The organism is Pseudomonas sp. LBUM1652 (assembly GCF_059716105.1).
Window position 1 is genome coordinate 4,446,358 of the sequence record NZ_CP166804.1, and the last position, 16,357, is coordinate 4,462,714.

General features: G+C 59.2%; 20 protein-coding genes. 8 read left to right on the forward strand and 12 right to left on the reverse strand.

Features of this window, described 5'->3' with window-relative positions; translation table 11 throughout:
- The first annotated feature begins 79 nt into the window (after positions 1–79).
- Together ACA069_RS19955 and ACA069_RS19960 are read left to right on the forward strand one after the other, a co-directional pair.
- Positions 80–487 (forward strand): hypothetical protein, encoded by a 408-nt coding sequence (locus tag ACA069_RS19955; protein ID WP_187677676.1) that lies wholly within the window; start codon positions 80–82, stop codon positions 485–487.
- A 2-nt stretch (positions 488–489) separates the two neighbouring features.
- Positions 490–972, forward strand: a complete 483-nt coding sequence (locus ACA069_RS19960) for a GreA/GreB family elongation factor (RefSeq protein WP_042607891.1) — start codon at positions 490–492, stop codon at positions 970–972.
- Between the two features lie 9 nt (positions 973–981).
- Here the strand turns inward: ACA069_RS19960 and cysB are convergent, their stop codons facing one another.
- The 5 genes from cysB to ACA069_RS19985 form a co-directional block, all read right to left on the reverse strand.
- A complete protein-coding gene (gene cysB, locus ACA069_RS19965; protein WP_007908591.1) occupies positions 982–1,956 on the reverse strand; it encodes an HTH-type transcriptional regulator CysB in 975 nt (324 codons plus the stop codon).
- A 113-nt stretch (positions 1,957–2,069) separates the two neighbouring features.
- Positions 2,070–2,573 (reverse strand): universal stress protein, encoded by a 504-nt coding sequence (locus ACA069_RS19970; protein ID WP_187677677.1) that lies wholly within the window; start codon positions 2,571–2,573, stop codon positions 2,070–2,072.
- Between the two features lie 98 nt (positions 2,574–2,671).
- Positions 2,672–3,577, reverse strand: a complete 906-nt coding sequence (locus tag ACA069_RS19975; RefSeq protein ID WP_187677678.1) for a 5'-nucleotidase — start codon at positions 3,575–3,577, stop codon at positions 2,672–2,674.
- Between the two features lie 32 nt (positions 3,578–3,609).
- Positions 3,610–4,563 carry a putative 2-dehydropantoate 2-reductase gene (locus ACA069_RS19980; RefSeq protein WP_497615071.1) on the reverse strand — a complete coding sequence of 318 codons (954 nt, stop codon included), beginning with the start codon at positions 4,561–4,563 and terminating at the stop codon, positions 3,610–3,612.
- Positions 4,564–4,950 carry a thioredoxin family protein gene (locus tag ACA069_RS19985; RefSeq protein ID WP_187677680.1) on the reverse strand — a complete coding sequence of 129 codons (387 nt, stop codon included), beginning with the start codon at positions 4,948–4,950 and terminating at the stop codon, positions 4,564–4,566.
- Here ACA069_RS19985 and ACA069_RS19990 point away from each other — a divergent pair.
- Both ACA069_RS19990 and ACA069_RS19995 read left to right on the forward strand, forming a co-directional pair.
- A complete protein-coding gene (locus tag ACA069_RS19990; RefSeq protein WP_497615072.1) occupies positions 4,949–5,392 on the forward strand; it encodes a PilZ domain-containing protein in 444 nt (147 codons plus the stop codon). The two genes, ACA069_RS19985 and ACA069_RS19990, sit on opposite strands and share 2 nt — an antisense overlap.
- 130 nt (positions 5,393–5,522) lie before the next feature.
- Complete coding sequence (locus tag ACA069_RS19995) at positions 5,523–6,599, forward strand: 3-deoxy-7-phosphoheptulonate synthase (protein WP_042560279.1); 1,077 nt, start codon at positions 5,523–5,525, stop codon at positions 6,597–6,599.
- 65 nt (positions 6,600–6,664) lie between these two features.
- Here ACA069_RS19995 and ACA069_RS20000 read toward each other — a convergent pair whose 3' ends face one another.
- Entirely contained in the window at positions 6,665–6,946 is a 282-nt protein-coding gene (locus ACA069_RS20000) for a GNAT family N-acetyltransferase (RefSeq protein WP_003226804.1), read from the reverse strand.
- A gap of 636 nt (positions 6,947–7,582) precedes the next feature.
- On the opposite strand from ACA069_RS20000, the gene oprI reads away from it, so the two are divergent.
- The gene (oprI, locus tag ACA069_RS20005) at positions 7,583–7,834 is read left to right on the forward strand and encodes an outer membrane lipoprotei OprI (protein WP_003199355.1); all 252 of its coding nucleotides are present in this window, start codon (positions 7,583–7,585) and stop codon (positions 7,832–7,834) included.
- A 122-nt stretch (positions 7,835–7,956) separates the two neighbouring features.
- Here the strand turns inward: oprI and ACA069_RS20010 are convergent, their stop codons facing one another.
- The 3 genes from ACA069_RS20010 to ACA069_RS20020 form a co-directional block, all read right to left on the reverse strand.
- Positions 7,957–8,928 carry a L,D-transpeptidase family protein gene (locus ACA069_RS20010; RefSeq protein WP_187677683.1) on the reverse strand — a complete coding sequence of 324 codons (972 nt, stop codon included), beginning with the start codon at positions 8,926–8,928 and terminating at the stop codon, positions 7,957–7,959.
- Positions 8,929–9,037: 109 nt separating this feature from the next.
- Positions 9,038–9,331: a hypothetical protein gene (locus ACA069_RS20015; protein WP_007955656.1), complete on the reverse strand. Its 294-nt coding sequence runs from the start codon at positions 9,329–9,331 to the stop codon at positions 9,038–9,040.
- A gap of 57 nt (positions 9,332–9,388) precedes the next feature.
- Positions 9,389–9,994 carry an arylesterase gene (locus ACA069_RS20020; protein ID WP_489879079.1) on the reverse strand — a complete coding sequence of 202 codons (606 nt, stop codon included), beginning with the start codon at positions 9,992–9,994 and terminating at the stop codon, positions 9,389–9,391.
- 10 nt (positions 9,995–10,004) lie between these two features.
- Here ACA069_RS20020 and ACA069_RS20025 point away from each other — a divergent pair, with 10 nt between their 5' ends.
- From ACA069_RS20025 to greB, 3 genes are read left to right on the forward strand one after another with little or no spacing between them, the layout of a single operon-like run.
- Complete coding sequence (locus tag ACA069_RS20025) at positions 10,005–10,688, forward strand: ABC transporter ATP-binding protein (RefSeq protein WP_187677685.1); 684 nt, start codon at positions 10,005–10,007, stop codon at positions 10,686–10,688.
- Entirely contained in the window at positions 10,688–13,192 is a 2,505-nt protein-coding gene (locus tag ACA069_RS20030) for an ABC transporter permease (RefSeq protein ID WP_497615073.1), read from the forward strand. The genes ACA069_RS20025 and ACA069_RS20030 overlap by 1 nt, the downstream gene beginning before the upstream one ends.
- 34 nt (positions 13,193–13,226) lie before the next feature.
- On the forward strand, positions 13,227–13,724 hold the full coding sequence (greB, locus tag ACA069_RS20035) for a transcription elongation factor GreB (RefSeq protein ID WP_305439016.1): 498 nt from the start codon (positions 13,227–13,229) through the stop codon (positions 13,722–13,724).
- A 6-nt stretch (positions 13,725–13,730) separates the two neighbouring features.
- On the opposite strand, the gene ACA069_RS20040 is transcribed toward greB, so the two are convergent.
- From ACA069_RS20040 to ACA069_RS20050, 3 genes are all read right to left on the reverse strand, one after another.
- Positions 13,731–14,039 carry a class I SAM-dependent methyltransferase gene (locus ACA069_RS20040; protein ID WP_305439018.1) on the reverse strand — a complete coding sequence of 103 codons (309 nt, stop codon included), beginning with the start codon at positions 14,037–14,039 and terminating at the stop codon, positions 13,731–13,733.
- A gap of 249 nt (positions 14,040–14,288) precedes the next feature.
- Positions 14,289–14,723, reverse strand: a complete 435-nt coding sequence (locus tag ACA069_RS20045) for a DoxX family protein (protein WP_187677689.1) — start codon at positions 14,721–14,723, stop codon at positions 14,289–14,291.
- A gap of 108 nt (positions 14,724–14,831) precedes the next feature.
- Positions 14,832–16,253, reverse strand: a complete 1,422-nt coding sequence (locus ACA069_RS20050; protein WP_497615074.1) for an MltF family protein — start codon at positions 16,251–16,253, stop codon at positions 14,832–14,834.
- Positions 16,254–16,357: the final 104 nt, after the last annotated feature.

Genomic DNA, 16,357 nt, shown 5'->3' on the forward strand with positions numbered 1-16,357 from the left:
GTCGTGCAGAAGAGCCGACGGCGATTAATCTTCGTGCGACAATCGCCACTTGCCCGTACCCATCCGCCAGGAGGCAGCCATGCCCTACCGTCCTAACCCGCGTCGCCCCTTGCCTGTTCAGCTTAGCGCGTTGCATTTGACCGGCAGCATTGCCCTGGGCATGTGGCTGGGCTTCCTCGCGATTGCGCTGACATGCTGGCTACTCTCGCGTTTTATGTTCAACGAACAACTCGCGCCGGTTGCCCAGGCGGTGCAGCAACTGGCCAATCCGCCAGCAGTGCAAGCCGTTCCGGAGATACCGCCGCAGAGCCCTCTGTTCGATCAGTACGAAGAAAACCTGCGCAAGAACGAGCAGCAGAATCGTCTGGATCAGGCGCGTAGCAGCAACCGCAATCAGTCGAACCCGAAATGCCAGTTCTGGCTGCAACAGGACCAAACCGCGCCAAGCGAAAAGAGCCGCGCCAACGTTTTACAATTCTGCGATTGATCATGAACAAGCACAGCGTCCACCAATTGATTCTCGACAAATTGCGCATCGACCTCGATATCGCCGAACGTGCGGCACAAACCGCTTACGAAACCGCGACCCACGAAGAGAACATCGCCGAAAACAAGTACGACACCCTTGGGCTGGAAGCGTCGTATCTGGCGGCCGGGCAAGCGAAACGCGTCGAGGAAATTCGTCAGTCGCTGGCGCTGTGCCAGAACCTGACACTGCGTGCCTATGACGAAAACCGAGGAATTGAGGTCGGCGCCCTGCTCGGCCTGGAAGACGAAAAGGGTCGTGAGCAATGGCTGTTTCTGGCGCCGGATGCGGCGGGCTTGAAGGTCGACGTGGTCGGCCAGCCGATTACCGTCATCACCCCGCGCTCGCCGCTGGGCAAAAGTCTGCTGGGCAAGTTCGAAGGTGATGAGGTGGAGATTCTGGTGGCGGGCACCCGGCAACAGTTTGCTGTCACCGAGGTGCTCTGAAGCAGGGACTTAGTGGACTGGCAGTTCGACGCCGTCGAACAGTTCTTCCAGCTCTTGCTTGTTGTGGCACTGAATGGCTTTGGCCATCACTTCGCGGGTCAGGTGCGGCGCGAACTTCTCAATGAAGTCGCACATGAAACCACGCAGGAAGGTGCCACGACGGAAACCGATCTTGGTGATGCTCGATTCGAACAGCTCGCTGGCATCCAGCACCACCAGATCGTTGTCGAGTTTGGTATCGACGGCCATTTTCGCCACGATGCCCACACCCAGACCCAAGCGCACATAGGTTTTGATCACGTCGGCGTCGGCAGCTGTGAACACCACTTTCGGCGTCAGGCCACGGTGGCTGAATGCTTCGTCGAGTTTCGAGCGGCCGGTGAAACCGAACACGTAAGTCACGATCGGGTATTCGGCCAGTGCTTCGAGGGTCAGCTTCGGCAGCTTGGTCAGCGGGTGGCCCTGGGGCACAACCACGCAGCGGTTCCAGCGGTAGCACGGCATCATCACCAGATCGCCGAACAGCTCAAGCGCTTCGGTGGCGATGGCGAAATCGACGGTGCCGTCAGCAGCCATTTCGGCGATCTGCATCGGCGAACCCTGGTGCATGTGCAGCGCCACGTCAGGGTATTGCTTGATGAAATTGCTGATCACCGGCGGCAACGCATAACGCGCCTGGGTGTGAGTCGTGGCAATCGACAGCGTACCTTTCTTCTCGTTGGAGAATTCCTGGGCGATCTGCTTGATGCTTTCGACCTTGCGCAGAATCTCACCGGCAGTGGTGATGATGCGCTCGCCGGCTGGCGTGACGCGGGTCAGGTGCTTGCCGCTGCGGGCAAACACTTCAACGCCGAGCTCATCTTCCAACAGACGGATTTGTTTACTGATGCCCGGTTGCGAGGTGTAAAGGCTTTGGGCTGTAGCGGAAACGTTGAGGTCGTGGTGCGCCACTTCCCAGATGTAGCGCAATTGTTGAAGCTTCATATGTATCCCTCAAAGCAGGTAGACGCCACGGGCATCAGCGACGGTATATAACTATATTAATGGTTTGAAGAATAAATCTAGAACTTTTTTGTCAAAGCGCCATTATTCCTGCCTCAGCGATCCTCCCGGCGCCGACGCTCCACCAGCGGCACCAGATAAACCGGCACCTTGGCCAATTGCAGTACCCGCGCCGCCGTGCGCCCCAAGGGTGTTTCCGCGCCTACCCCGTGGCTGTGACTTCCTACGATCAGCAAATCGACAGAGAGTTTCTGCGCCTGGTCGAGAATCACCTGCGAAGGATCGCCCTGTAGCACGCGCACCGCGCAAATCCGCTGCAGATCCTGCTCGCCCTCCTCGCCCAGCTCTTCACGAAAACTGTCGAGCACCCGCTGCTCGATATTGGCGATGACAGTTTTCAGACCCTGGCTGTGGAATTCGTTCAACGCCTGCTCGTCGAGATAACTCTGCAACACAGATTCGGCAAACAGCCCCATCGGTTCCACCGCATGCACTACATATAAGTCGGCATCGAACGTTCGCGCCAAGGCCAGGGCATGCTGCATCACAAACGGCGCGTACAGACCGAGGTCAGTGGCATACAGCATCGAACGAATCATATGACCTCCTCGCAAGCCAACATGGCGGAGATTTGATTCAGCTTAGCAGTGCCTTGGCGAGTACGACGTGTGACGCAACGTCTTGAAGCACAGGGCCTTTAGATCGATGGTTCGTTGCTGATGCCGTGTGGCACATGGCCGGTTGCAACCACTTCGCGGGCAAGCTCGCAGTGGCCGGCCTGATCGTCAAAGAACACGTCGGCGGCAAACGCTTCGAGAAACGCCGATTTGGTCAGGCCGCCGAGAAACAGGGATTCATCGAGACGGATGTCCCACTCGCGCAGCGTGCGGATGACTCGTTCATGGGCCGGAGCCGAACGAGCGGTCACCAGCGCGGTACGGATCGGGCAGTCATCGTCGGGGAATTCGCGTTGTAGCAGATTGAGCGCCGCCAGGAAGCCCTTGAATGGCCCACCGCGCAATGGCTCACGCGCCGATTCGCGCTCCTTGGCCTGGAACGCTTCCAACCCGCCTGACTGATAAACGCGTTCCGACTCGTCGGAAAAGATCACCGCGTCACCGTCGAAGGCGATGCGCAGTTCGTCGCTGGCCGCACGGCTGGCGCCCCCGGACAAAATGGTCGCGGCGGCGAAGCCGGCATCCAGCGCCGCGCGAACGTCCTCGGCATGGGTGGAGAGAAACAGGTCGCAACCAAACGCCTTCAGATAGGGATAAGGACTGCGCCCGCCGACAAACGCCGCGCGGGAAATCGCCAGGCCGTAATGATGAATCGAATTGAACACGCGCAACCCGGTGTCGGCGCTGTTGCGTGACACCAGAATCACCTCGACCCGCGCGCGGCCCAGGCGACTGTTCAGGCTCAAGAGTTTTTCCACCAGTGGAAAGGCGTCACCGGGCGCGAGGATCTCGTCTTCGTGCTCGATCTGGTATTGCCGGTAGGCTTCGACGCCGCTCGACAGGTAGACCTTGTGGCTCTCGCTCAGGTCGAACAAGGCGCGCGACGAAATCGCCAGCACCAGTTTGTCATCGATGTTCTTGGCCATGCCTTCCCCCGCCCCCACAACAAAAAACCGACTTAAACGTTACGTCGGTCGATAAAACTCAAATTGCGATACAGCGCCTCGATGCGCGGCAGCTCACAGCCTGCCGCTCTCGCCGCCACCAGTGGTCGGGCATAAATCGCCTCCAGCTCCAGCGGTCGCTTATGCAAAAAGTCGTGGTACATGCTCGGCCAGTAGTCGGGCATTTTCTCGGTCATCATGAACAGGTACTCGGCATAACCGGGCGGGATCTCGTGACCGCAAGCCCGCGCGCCCTGCACCACTTCGGCCATAAGCGCCTGGATCAATGCGCGACTGTCGTCGTCGGCCATCAGTGGCGTAGTGCTGGCGCCGAGTAACACCGAGAGACCGTTGTAGGGAATATTCCAGACCAGTTTCTGCCAGCGTGCCTGATGTAGATTGGGCATTGCCTGGGAGTCGATACCCGCGGCACGGAACAGTCCGGCGCCTTCTTCGACCAACGCCATGCGCGCCGCGTCATCGACTGCCGGGCCGCTGTGATAACCGACGTTTACTGCGCCGAGGGCTTGGTGGGTAATCTGCCCCGGCCCGTCGCGATGCACGCAGACCAGACACAAACCACCCAACACATGCAGGGACTCAGGCAACAACTCTCGCAGACTGTCCTCGACGTCCAGACCATTTTGCAGCACCAGCACTTTCGCATCGGGCTTGGCCGCTTGAATGATCGCCGGAGCGAGGCCTGCCGAACTGGTGGTCTTGGCGCCGACCAGCAGCCAGTCGCACTTGGGCATGTCTTCAGCAGCAGAATAGGCCTGCACCGGATTCAGCATCAGCTTGCCGTGCACCGCGCTGTCCACCTGCAAGCCGCGCTCGGCCACAGCCGAAAACTCACTGCGCAACAGAAAGTGCACATCGAATCCGGCGCGTGCCAGCATCAATCCGTAGAACCCGCCGATGGCGCCAGTGCCGATGATCCCCACTACCGGTTTGTTGATTGTCCCCATTTATGGCAACTCCTCTGCAATTCGACCCAGCGCCTGCGCCAGCGAAGCGTTCAGCTCTTCGGCCGTAAGGCGCGTATGCAATGCCCCAAAGAACTCACCGTCGCGCACCACAAACAGCGCCGGCAAATGAAAGACCTGGTAACGCTCCACCAGCCCGCCGTTGTCACTGGCGTCGATCCAGCACAGCCGATCCACCGCCAAGTCGAAACCGGGCAATACCTCACGGGCATAGCGGCAACTGGCGCAGCCGACGCTGGTGAAAATCACCAGAGAAACGCCACTCATCGCCAGCAGCCGCTGGTCGGCGTCGAAATCGGTCAGTTCGGATTCGACCACTATACTGGGGGAAACAATGTCAAATGGCCGACACAGGGAGTCTGTGCTCATGGGACGTTTCATTCCTCATCCGGACGAAGTGCCGGTTGAATTAACCTTACTTAAGCCTGAGTGTATTTCCAGGCAACAGCTGCACACTATCAGCCTCGGCGGGATCGCTTGCAATTATCACCGTGCCTGGCGCCACGGTACGGCCCTGCAAGTGCGCATGCCGACGCTCAATGCCGACATCTGTTTTCCAGGGTACGTGGCGTGGTGTTTGCGCCGCAAAAAAGGCTATCTGCTGGGCATCGCCTTCATCGACGAACAAACGTTGTTCAGCGCGCGAATGGGTGAGCAGGTGTGTCAGATCGAACGCTACTGCCGCATGAACGAAACCCACGATGACCTGCAGGATATTCAGGCGCTGGCCCTGCAATGGGTCGAACAGCACGCCGACGAGTTCTCCCAGGACAGCGTTCGCAAGGCTTTTGCCCAGCCAGTGCTGGATTAAAGCGGCGTTTGCCCATTGTCGAGCAGCGCCTGACGCGCTAAGGTTCCGTTCCCCCGACGCGCTAAAATCTGCTGTGCTCCGCCGCGCGGGGATCGCTGGCGGCCGGCACCCGTGACCTGACGAGTAAACGATGGCTGATTTACCGATCAACGACCTAAACGTCGCCTCTAACGAGACCCTGATCACTCCCGATCAGCTCAAGCGTGATATCCCTCTGAGCGACGCTGCCCTGCGCACCGTCACCAAGGGCCGCGAAGTCATTCGCAACATTCTTGATGGCACCGACCACCGTCTGTTCGTAGTGATCGGTCCGTGCTCGATCCACGACATCAAGGCTGCCCACGAATACGCCGAGCGCCTGAAGGTGCTGGCTGCGGAAGTCTCCGATACCTTGTATCTGGTCATGCGCGTGTATTTCGAAAAGCCGCGCACCACTGTCGGCTGGAAAGGTCTGATCAACGATCCGTATCTGGACGACTCTTTCAAAATTCAGGACGGTCTGCACATCGGTCGCCAGTTGCTGCTGGACCTGGCGGAAAAAGGCCTGCCGACCGCTACCGAAGCCCTCGACCCGATTTCCCCGCAGTATCTGCAGGACCTGATCAGCTGGTCGGCCATCGGCGCGCGCACCACCGAATCCCAGACTCACCGTGAGATGGCTTCCGGCCTGTCCTCGGCAGTCGGTTTCAAGAACGGCACCGATGGCGGTCTGACTGTGGCGATCAACGCCTTGCAGTCGGTTTCCAGCCCGCACCGTTTCCTCGGCATCAACCAGGAAGGTGGCGTGTCGATCGTCACCACCAAAGGCAACGCCTACGGTCACGTAGTGCTGCGCGGTGGCAACGGCAAGCCGAACTACGATTCGGTCAGCGTTGCCCTGTGCGAGCAGGCGTTGAACAAGGCGAAGATCAAGCCGAACATCATGGTCGATTGCAGCCACGCCAACTCCAACAAGGACCCGGCCCTGCAACCGCTGGTGATGGAGAACGTCGCCAACCAGATCCTCGAAGGCAACCAGTCGATCATCGGCCTGATGGTCGAGAGCCACTTGAACTGGGGCTGCCAGGCGATTCCAAAAGACCTCGCCGATCTGCAATACGGCGTGTCGATCACCGATGCTTGCATCGACTGGTCCGCCACCGAAAACACCTTGCGCAGCATGCATGCCAAGCTCAAGGATGTTCTGCCAAAACGCCAGCGCAGTTGATACGCGGTTTACGGGCATAAAAAAACGCCGGGCATTGCCCGGCGTTTTTGTGTGTGGCGGATGGCTCAGATCTTCGCGGCGCGACGCTGGTGACGCTCCATGTAGCGCTCGACGTAGGAGCACGATGGAATCACCGTGTAGCCCATTTCTTCGGCGTATTGCAGCGCGCTTTCGGTCAGCGCTGCGGCAATGCCACGGCCGCGCAGGGCGTTGGGCACAAACGTGCGATAGATGTCCAGGGTCTGTTTCCCCAGATCCATATAGGTCAGGTAGGCACGATGACCGTCCACATTGGTCTCGAACTGATGACCAGCCTGGTCATGGTGGATGGACAACGCCTCGCTCATCACTACTCCTCGCGGGTCTTGAATTCTGACCCCTACCTTACCGATGTTTTTCCGGCGAAGGAACATCTACGCCACCCCGTGCCTGTCGGACACCGAGAAGAGACACACCGATCTCGCACAACCGAGCACGTAATAAATAGTAGGCACCATTGGCGAAATTGCTCAAGGTGCGCTCGTCATCACGCTCAAAGACCGGGGTTGCTCCGATGGACGCAGGGTGGCTGGGGGAGAAGATCTCCCCGGCCGACTACCTGAACATTGCCGGATGTTGAGACTTAAGACGTGCGACCTTTTTTAAAGTCACCTCAACATGGACAAAGATAAGCGAAGCAGCACACAAATCCGGAACAAAAGTATGGACGAAGTCATATAGACAGACTTTAGCCACTACCTGCAATACAGCACGAGACACCGGGAACTTTTTCTCAATAACTCGCTCTGCGCGGGGCTTGCAGCTGGATACTTTTTAAACAGCTCAGTTAAAAGTTGCTCGAAAAAGAATCAACGCCTACAATTTTTTTTGCTTCTTGCCTTACGTCAGTTTACTTACTACAAGTAATGGGTAGTATGTACGCCGGCTATTTCCTCAATCGGAGGAGACAGCCACTTAATTGAAAGTCCTTGAAGGGGAACACGATGAACAACGTTCTGAAATTCTCTGCTCTGGCTCTGGCCGCAGTTCTGGCTACCGGTTGCAGCAGCGCATCGAAAGAAACCGAAGCACGTCTGACCGCTACTGAAGACGCAGCTGCTCGCTCCCAGGCTCGTGCAGACGAAGCTTACCGTAAAGCTGATGAAGCTCTGGCTGCTGCTCAAAAAGCACAACAGACTGCTGACGAAGCTAACGAGCGTGCTCTGCGCATGCTGGACAAAGCTAGCCGCAAGTAATAATCCCTCGGGATTGTTATCAAGCCGACCCATTTTTTGGGTCGGCTTTTTTGTGCCCGACGCTTTTGTCCGGGCATAAAAAAACCCGCCGATGCTGACATCGGCGGGTTTTGTTTTTCAGCTTACTGTTGCAGGTCGATCGGCGCAGTCGAAACAATCGGTGCCGAAGTACTCGGCGTACCGATTTCCGTCGGCAGGCCGTCTTCGGCCGCGACCACATCACGTACCACATCCCAGTTCATGCGCAGGTTGTTGGTGACGTCTTCACGCTTGAGCATCGCGTTGATCACCGCGGTGTGCTTGTCGACCACCGACGGGTTGCCCTTGTCGTCGATCGGCGTGTGCGCTTCCAGATAGACCTTGCCGCCACTGCGACCGAACTTGTACGCATCGTTGATGATACGCACCGAGGTACCGACCGGGACCATGCCGGCCATCTCCAGCACGTTGTTGTTGAACATGCGGAAACAGCCATGGCTGGTGCGCATACCGATACCGAACTTCTTGTTCGAACCGTGAATCAGGTAGCCCGGAGTACCCAGGGTGAACTTGAACGGCCCCAGAGGATTGTCTGGACCTGCCGGCACCACGTTTGGCAGCGGATCACCATCAGCGGCGTGCTCGGCCTTGATCGACGCTGGAGGCGTCCAGGTAGGGTTCGGCGTCTTCGCCGTGATCGAGGTGTGCGCGATGGGCGAACCCCAGCCCTCACGACCAATACCCAGCGGGAAGGTGTACACCACGTTCCGGCCTTTCGGGAAGTAGTAGAGACGATATTCGGCAAGGTTGATGACGATGCCTTCACGCGGGCCTGGCGGCAGAATGAAACGCGTCGGCAGGACGATTTCGGTACCGGCACCCGGCAACCAGGCATCGACGCCCGGGTTGGCCGCAACCATTTCCGAATAACCCAGATCGTAGGTTGTGCCCAGATCGGCGAAAGTGTCTTCGTACTTGGCTTTGATCACCTGCACCTGGCCGATGATGTCCTCACCGGGAGGTGGCAGGGGAAGCTCCAATGCAGCAACGGGACCGGCCACACACAGGGCGGCAAGTGACAGGCAGCGGGTGACGGCAGGAAAGCGCGGCAACATCCGGAAAATCCTTCGCATGATCAACAAGGGTATAAGTGCGCGATTGTACACCGCGCCTCGGGAATTCAGGGGATGCGCCGATAGACCGTGCAAAGCGGCCTGAATGGCTTTAAAGCTCGAAGCGCAACTCAGGCCAGATCGGCGAAGTGCCGCGCTTCTGCGACTCCAGGATTGCCCGGCACAGCGAACACAGACGCTGGTCCTGGAACACCCGGCGATCCACGCTCGACCAGCGCGGCTGTGCCGGCAGCAGACTGCCGCAGAGGGTGCGATCGGCCGAGCCGCCCAATTCGAGTTGACGGGTCACCAGATGCACCCGCACTTCCTGGCAGGCGAACAGATCCAACTGCTCGTCAGGCTCGATCAGTTGGTAGGCAAACAGGGACCAGGCAGAACGCGGCATTGGGGGCTCCAAATAAGGGGGCGCCACATTAGCCGAAAGCCTGCCGCTAGAAAAGCCTCATAACAGGGGTTTTAGCGTAGGCCAGACATTTTCCAGCAACTTGCCCTGAGCCCCGGCGGCCGGGTGCAGACCATCGGCCTGCATCAGGTCTGGATGACCGCCTACACCGTCGAGAAAAAACGGCACCAGCGGGATCTTTTTATCCTCGGCGAGATTGCCGTAGACCTTGGCGAAGGCATCGGTGTAGCGCTTACCGTAGTTAGGCGGCAATTGCATACCGAGCAACAGCACCTTGGCGCCGCTTTGGCGAGAGCTGTCGATCATCGAGGCAAGATTTTGTTGCAATTGTGTTGGCGGCATTCCGCGCAAGCCGTCATTGCCTCCCAACTCGAGAATCACCAGCTCAGGCTTATGCTCTGCAAGCAGCGCTGGCAGGCGCGCCTGGCCTCCGGCACTGGTGTCGCCGCTGATTGAGGCATTCACTACTTTGTCGTCGAAACCCTCCTGTTTGAGCCGTTGCTCAAGCAACGATACCCATCCCAAGCGGGTATCCAGTCCGAAACCGGCGCTGATACTATCGCCAACGATCAGGACAGTACCCGCCGCTGCGTTCTGGGCCATGCACATCAAGGCCAGGCCAGCACTCAAAAACCACACACGCATCGGATTCTCCATGGGCGCAAGCATTCTCACCGCGAAGAACCTCAGCAAAGTGGTTCCCAGCGCGGAAGGTGAACTGACTATCCTGCACGAACTCAGCCTGGAACTGAACAAGGGCGACAGCCTGGCCATCGTCGGCGCGTCCGGTTCCGGCAAATCCACCCTCCTCGGCCTGCTCGCCGGACTCGATTTGCCTAGCAGCGGCGAAGTCATTCTCGCCGGCCAGGCGTTAAGCAATCTCGATGAAGACCAGCGCGCGCGCATTCGCGCCGAGCATGTGGGTTTCGTTTTTCAATCGTTCCAGTTGCTCGACAGTCTCAACGCGCTGGAAAACGTCATGCTGCCGCTGGAACTCGATGGCCGCAAAGACGCCCGCGAGCGCGCCACCGAGTTGCTTAAGCGGGTTGGCCTCGGCCAGCGTCTGACGCATTCACCGCGCCAACTCTCCGGTGGCGAGCAACAACGCGTGGCGATAGCCCGGGCGTTTGCCGCCGAACCGGACGTGCTGTTCGCCGACGAACCCACCGGCAACCTCGACAGCCACACCGGCGAGCGCATCAGCGACCTGCTGTTCGAATTGAACAAGGAACGCGGCACCACTCTGGTGCTGGTGACCCACGACGAACGCCTGGCGCATCGCTGCCGGCGCCTGATCCGTCTTGAAGCCGGGCTGTTGGTCGCCCCTCTGGAGCCTTGATGGCACGCCTGCCGCTGTTGCGTCTGTTCAGTCTCGCCATTCGCCAACTCATGCGCGATGCCCGCGCCGGAGAATTGCGGGTGTTGTTCTTCGCTCTGGTGGTAGCGGTGGCGGCGAGTACCGCCATCGGTTACTTCGGTGCCCGCCTCAACGGCGCGATGATGTTGCGCGCCACTGAGTTTCTTGGCGCCGATCTGGTTCTGGAAGGCAGCTCGCCGGCCCGAGAGGAACAGATCAGGAGCGGTACCGAGTTGCGCCTGAACCACGCGCAAGTGGTGGAATTTTCCAGCGTCATCGCCACCGACAACGCCATTCAGTTGTCGAGTATCAAAGCGGTCGATCGCGCCTACCCATTGCGTGGCGAACTGAAGAGCGCTCCGGCGCCATTCGCCACTGAGGAGCCCGGCGGCGAACCACAACCCGGTGAAGCCTGGGTCGAGGCACGTCTGCTGACTGCGCTGGATCTGAAGATCGGCGACAGCATCGATGTCGGCATGAAGACGTTGAAGCTGACACGGGTGCTGACCTATGAACCGGATCGCGCCGGCAACTTTTATAGCCTCACTCCCCGAGTGTTGATCAACCTCGACGACCTCGTCGCGACCGGCGTGGTGCAGCCCGGCAGCCGGGTGAGCTATCGCGAACTGTGGCGCGGCGAACCGCAAGCGCTGGAAACCTATCGGCAACTGATCAAACCAGGGTTGGCGGCAAATCAGCGAATTCAAGATGCGCGCGATGGCAACCGGCAGATTGGCGGGGCGCTGGGCAAAGCCGAGCGTTATCTGAACATGGCCAGTCTGGTCGCGGTGTTGTTGGCCGGGGTAGCGGTCGCGCTTTCGGCAAACCGCTTCGCCAGCCGCCGCTTCGATGCCAGCGCTTTGCTGCGCTGCCTCGGCTTGTCACGCCGGGAAACCATGGTGCTGTTCAGTTTGCAGCTGACTGTCCTCGGATTGCTCGCCAGCCTCAGCGGTGCCTTGCTGGGCTGGCTCGCGCAACTGGGTTTGTTTGCATTGCTGAACGACCTGCTGCCGAGTGATGTGCCACCGGGCGGTCTGTTTCCAGCGATCGCCGGGATCGGCACCGGGCTGGTAGCGCTGGCAGGGTTCGCCCTGCCGCCACTTGCCGCGCTGGGTCGAGTGCCGCCGCTGCGAGTATTGCGCCGCGACATGTTGCCAATCCCGTCGAGCACCTGGATGGTTTACGGTGCCGCATTGGGCGCGCTCGGCCTGATCATGTGGCGTCTGAGTCTGGATCTGCTGCTGACGTTTGCCCTGCTGGGCGGCGGTGTCGTGGCGGCAGTCATTCTTGGTGGATTGCTGCTGTTGCTGCTGAACAGCTTGCGCCGCCTGCTGGCCCGGGCTTCCTTGCCGTGGCGTCTTGGCCTCGGCCAATTGTTGCGCCATCCGTTGGCGGCTGCCGGCCAAGCGTTGGCGTTCGGTCTGATCTTGCTGTCCATGGCATTGATCGCGCTGTTGCGTGGCGAACTGCTTGATACCTGGCAGAACCAATTGCCGAAAAACGCACCGAACTACTTCGCTCTGAACATCCTGCCGGCGGACAAACAGGCCTTTACGGATCACCTGATCAAGGTGTCGGCGCAAGCGGCGCCGTTGTACCCGGTAGTGCCGGGCCGGTTGATCAGCATCAACGGCGACCCCGTACAGCAAATCGTCAGTAAGGATTCGGCGGGGGATCGCGCAGTTCAACGGGATCTGAGCCTGACTTGGGCTGCTGACTTGCCCGCAGGCAATAAACTGACTGCCGGCTCATGGTGGAGCTCGCAACCGTCGGACGAAGTACCGGGCGTGTCGGTGGAAGGCAAAGTCGCCGAGAGCCTCAAACTCAAACTCGGCGATCACATGGTGTTCAACGTCGGTGGAGTCAACCGTGAAGCAAAAGTCACCAGCCTGCGCGAGATCAACTGGGACAACTTCCAGCCGAACTTCTTCATGATCTTCCAGCCCGGCACTCTGAAGGATCTGCCGGCTACCTACCTCACCAGCTTCTATCTGGCCCCCGGACACGACCAGCAGATAGTCGAACTGTCGCGCACCTTCCCGGCTGTGACCATCCTTCAAGTTGAAGCCCTTCTTGAACAGCTGCGTAGCATCCTCGCCCAGGTCACCCTGGCCGTGGAATATGTGTTGCTGTTTGTTTTGGCGGCGGGGATGGCCGTGTTGTTTTCCGGGTTGCAGGCGACGCTGGATGAGCGCATTCGCCAAGGCGCGCTCTTACGTGCGCTGGGGGCGGAGCGGCAATTGCTGATCAAGGCACGGCGCATCGAGTTCGGCTTGCTTGGCGCGGTCAGCGGTTTGCTCGCGGCCATTGGTTCGGAAGTGGTGAGTCTGGTGCTGTATCGCTACGCATTCGATCTGCCGTGGCACCCGCATCCGTGGCTGCTGGTGCTGCCATTGATTGGCGCAGCGCTGATTGGCGGCGCTGGCGTGTTCGGCACGCGCAGGGCGCTCAATGCAAGTCCGCTGACAGTGTTGCGCGAGGGTTGATAGACTCCAGCCGTCTCTCTCACAAGAAGTTGCCATGAGCCGTTATCGCCCTCCCCGCACCGCCGGCACCGCGCTGATCACCCCAGAAGGTGAAGCGCGGATGCGCGCCGAATTCCATGAGCTGTGGCATGTGCGCCGTCCGCAGGTGACGCAATCGGTCAGCGAGGCGGCGGCTCAGGGTGATCGCTCGGAGAACGCCGAGTACACCTACGGCAAAAAGATGCTGCGCGAAATCGACAGTCGCGTGCGCTTTCTCACCAAACGCCTGGAAGCGCTCAAGGTTGTCAGCGAAAAACCCAGCGATCCGAACAAGGTTTACTTCGGCGCGTGGGTGACCATCGAAAACGAGGAAGGCAAGCAGTCGCGCTACCGCATCGTCGGCCCGGATGAACTGGATCTGAAGCTGGGCCTGATCAGCATCGATTCACCACTGGCGCGCGCCTTGATCGGCAAGGCGCTGGATGCCGAAGTGCGCGTGCAGACGCCGACCGGCGAGCAATTCGTGTACATCGTGGCGATCGATTATCCGTAATCGGGATCAGCGACGAGTAATCAATCCCTGCCGCGCGACGCGGATCAGTTGCTTGATCATTTGCGGGGCGTCTTCCTGGCTGGGCGCCTGAATCACGGCCAGATCGAAACTGTCACTGGCAAAACGCGCCAGCGACTCACCGTCTTCAACAAACTGGATCAAAAACGCGGCAGGACCGCCGCTGCGCCGTGGCCAGCCATCGAGATAACGCAACAGCGTCGGCTGATGTTTACCGCCAAGGAGGATTTTTGGATTGCGCTGGGTGATATGTGCCGTGATCGGCGCGGGACGTGCTGGAGGGCGTAGTGCATTCATCGTGTCGTGTCTCAGCCTCAAAAAGTCTGCATGGCAGGTGAGAGGCAACACCGAACCAGCGCTTTAGCGGTATTTCGAAGCCCTGTTCCGGCTTCTGACGGCAACTGTTGAAGTCACCTGGCGCCCCGCAAGTAGCTGTTTAAATCGGCGCATGAGCAACATCCTAGAGAACGTGACCGATCAGTGTCAAGAATCGGCAGCAACAAAAAAGGCCCGCACAATGCGGGCCTTTTGCTTGAGCCAGAGCGTTCAACCGGCGATGGCGCGGTCCACCGAGAGTTTGCCGGCACCTTCGATCAATACCGCGAGGCTGCCACCGAGCAGTGCCAGGGCGAACTCGTAACCGTTGTTGGCCATGAACAGACCGTTGCTGATGTGCACGGTGAAGATCGCCACCAGCGACAGGAAGGTCAGACCCAATGCCGCCGGGCGAACCAGCAGGCCGATGATCAAGGCCAGACCGGCGAAGAACTCGGTACCACCGGCCAGTGTGGCCATCAGATAGCCCGGGGTCAGACCGATGCTTTCCATGTACTGCGCGGTGCCGGCCAGACCGTAACCACCGAACATGCCGAAGAGTTTCTGCGCACCGTGAGCGGCGAAGATCACGCCGACCGCAATGCGCAGAATGGTCAGGCCGTAACCGGCGCGGGTAAACAGTACCTTGTTGATCAGAGTGCTCATTGTGTATTCCTTGTTTGGCGAGAAGTGTGTGTTGGTTGGCCGCTATATTAATCAGTTAATTTCATGTTAAAAGCGCAAATAATGCGCCATAACAATCAATTTATTTGATCATTTGCGTGAGACAACTTTCTGTCCCCGGGGCTCCAACGACTCTCGCTCCCGGTCGAACGCCAAGTAATACTTGTTCACGCTATTAACATAGCTGACGGCGCCCATTCCCACCTGCTCCATGGCAATGCGCTCGACCTGAAAAAACCACTGATTGGGATTCAGCCCCCGCCGCCGCGCTTCGGCACGCATGCCTTGCACCCGCTCCGGGCCGATGTTGTAGGCCGCCAGCGTGAAGGCCATGCGTTCGCGCTCATTGAGCTTGGGACTGCTGAAAAACTTGCGACGGATCATTGCCAGGTACTTGGCCCCGGCCTGCACGTTCGCATCAAGATTCTGGATGTTATTCACGCCGACCCGTTGCGCCGCGGATGGGGTGATTTGCATCAGCCCGGTCGGGCCGCTACCACTGCGGGCATTGGGTTGCAGGGCGGATTCCTTGAAAGCCAGTGCGGCCAGGTTCAGCCAGTCCATGTTTTGCGCTTCGGCATGTTTCTGCAGGGTTGGCCGCAGCTTTTCCAGACGCTGGCGATCGGCCTTGGCTAATGGATAGTGAACTTGATAGAGACGGCGATAGATGCGCAGAAACGCCGCGTCTTCGTTCGAAGGTTTTTTGTACCCCGTCAGGAAACGATCAATGCTCGCCCGCAGCATCGACGCATCACGGCGCACAAACCAGTACTCCTCGCCTGGCTCGCTGATCATCAACTGCCGATCAAAGCGCAGCTTGGGCAGGATCTTGCCCCAGCGTTCGGCAATCGGTTGCTCGACGATGGTCAGGTGGAAGATCCCGCCCTGGACCATTTCCAGAACATCTTCGACGGCGAGCGTCGGATCGACCCATTCGATGTTGATCGGTGCCAGTTTGTGCAGCGCCAGTTTCTGGTTGATCTGACTGACCGCGTCCCCTGCTGCACTGCCGGTTGGCAACGCGAGGGTTTTCCCGGAAAGTTGCTCAACCTTTGTGTAGCGCCGCTCGCCCTTGATCCCGACCAGCACTAACGGAACATTGCTGGCAATCGGCTGACTGCTGACTACCGCATAACCCGGTTGCAGTTGCAGTAATTCGCCAGGCGCAACCAGATCCCCCTCGCCGCGCTGCAAGGCGCCGAGCAGTTGATCCTTGGCTTTGGGAATGATCTTGAGGGTGACTTCCTGACCGTCACGGGCGTGGCCATTGAGGTATTGCTCGAAGGCGCGCAGGCGATGGTATTCGACGCCGATGGCCTGGCCCTGGACTTCGCCGGAGCTATTGCGGCTCTGGTTGACCAGTACGCGCAACACCCGGCTGCTGCGAATCTCCGACAGGTCGCGCACTTTCGCCGCCGGCACGGCTTGCAACGGCCCGGGCAAGCGCGCAACCGCCGTCATCGGCAGCAGCAACGATCCACACAACAGCAACAAAACCGAGGGACGAATCATCCACTCTCCGGAAAGAATGCGGGGTGAATTCACCATTGAACGGTCGAAATCACCGACGAAAACAGAGCGCCTGAGCGCTGATAAAGTGCGAGAGACTGGCACAG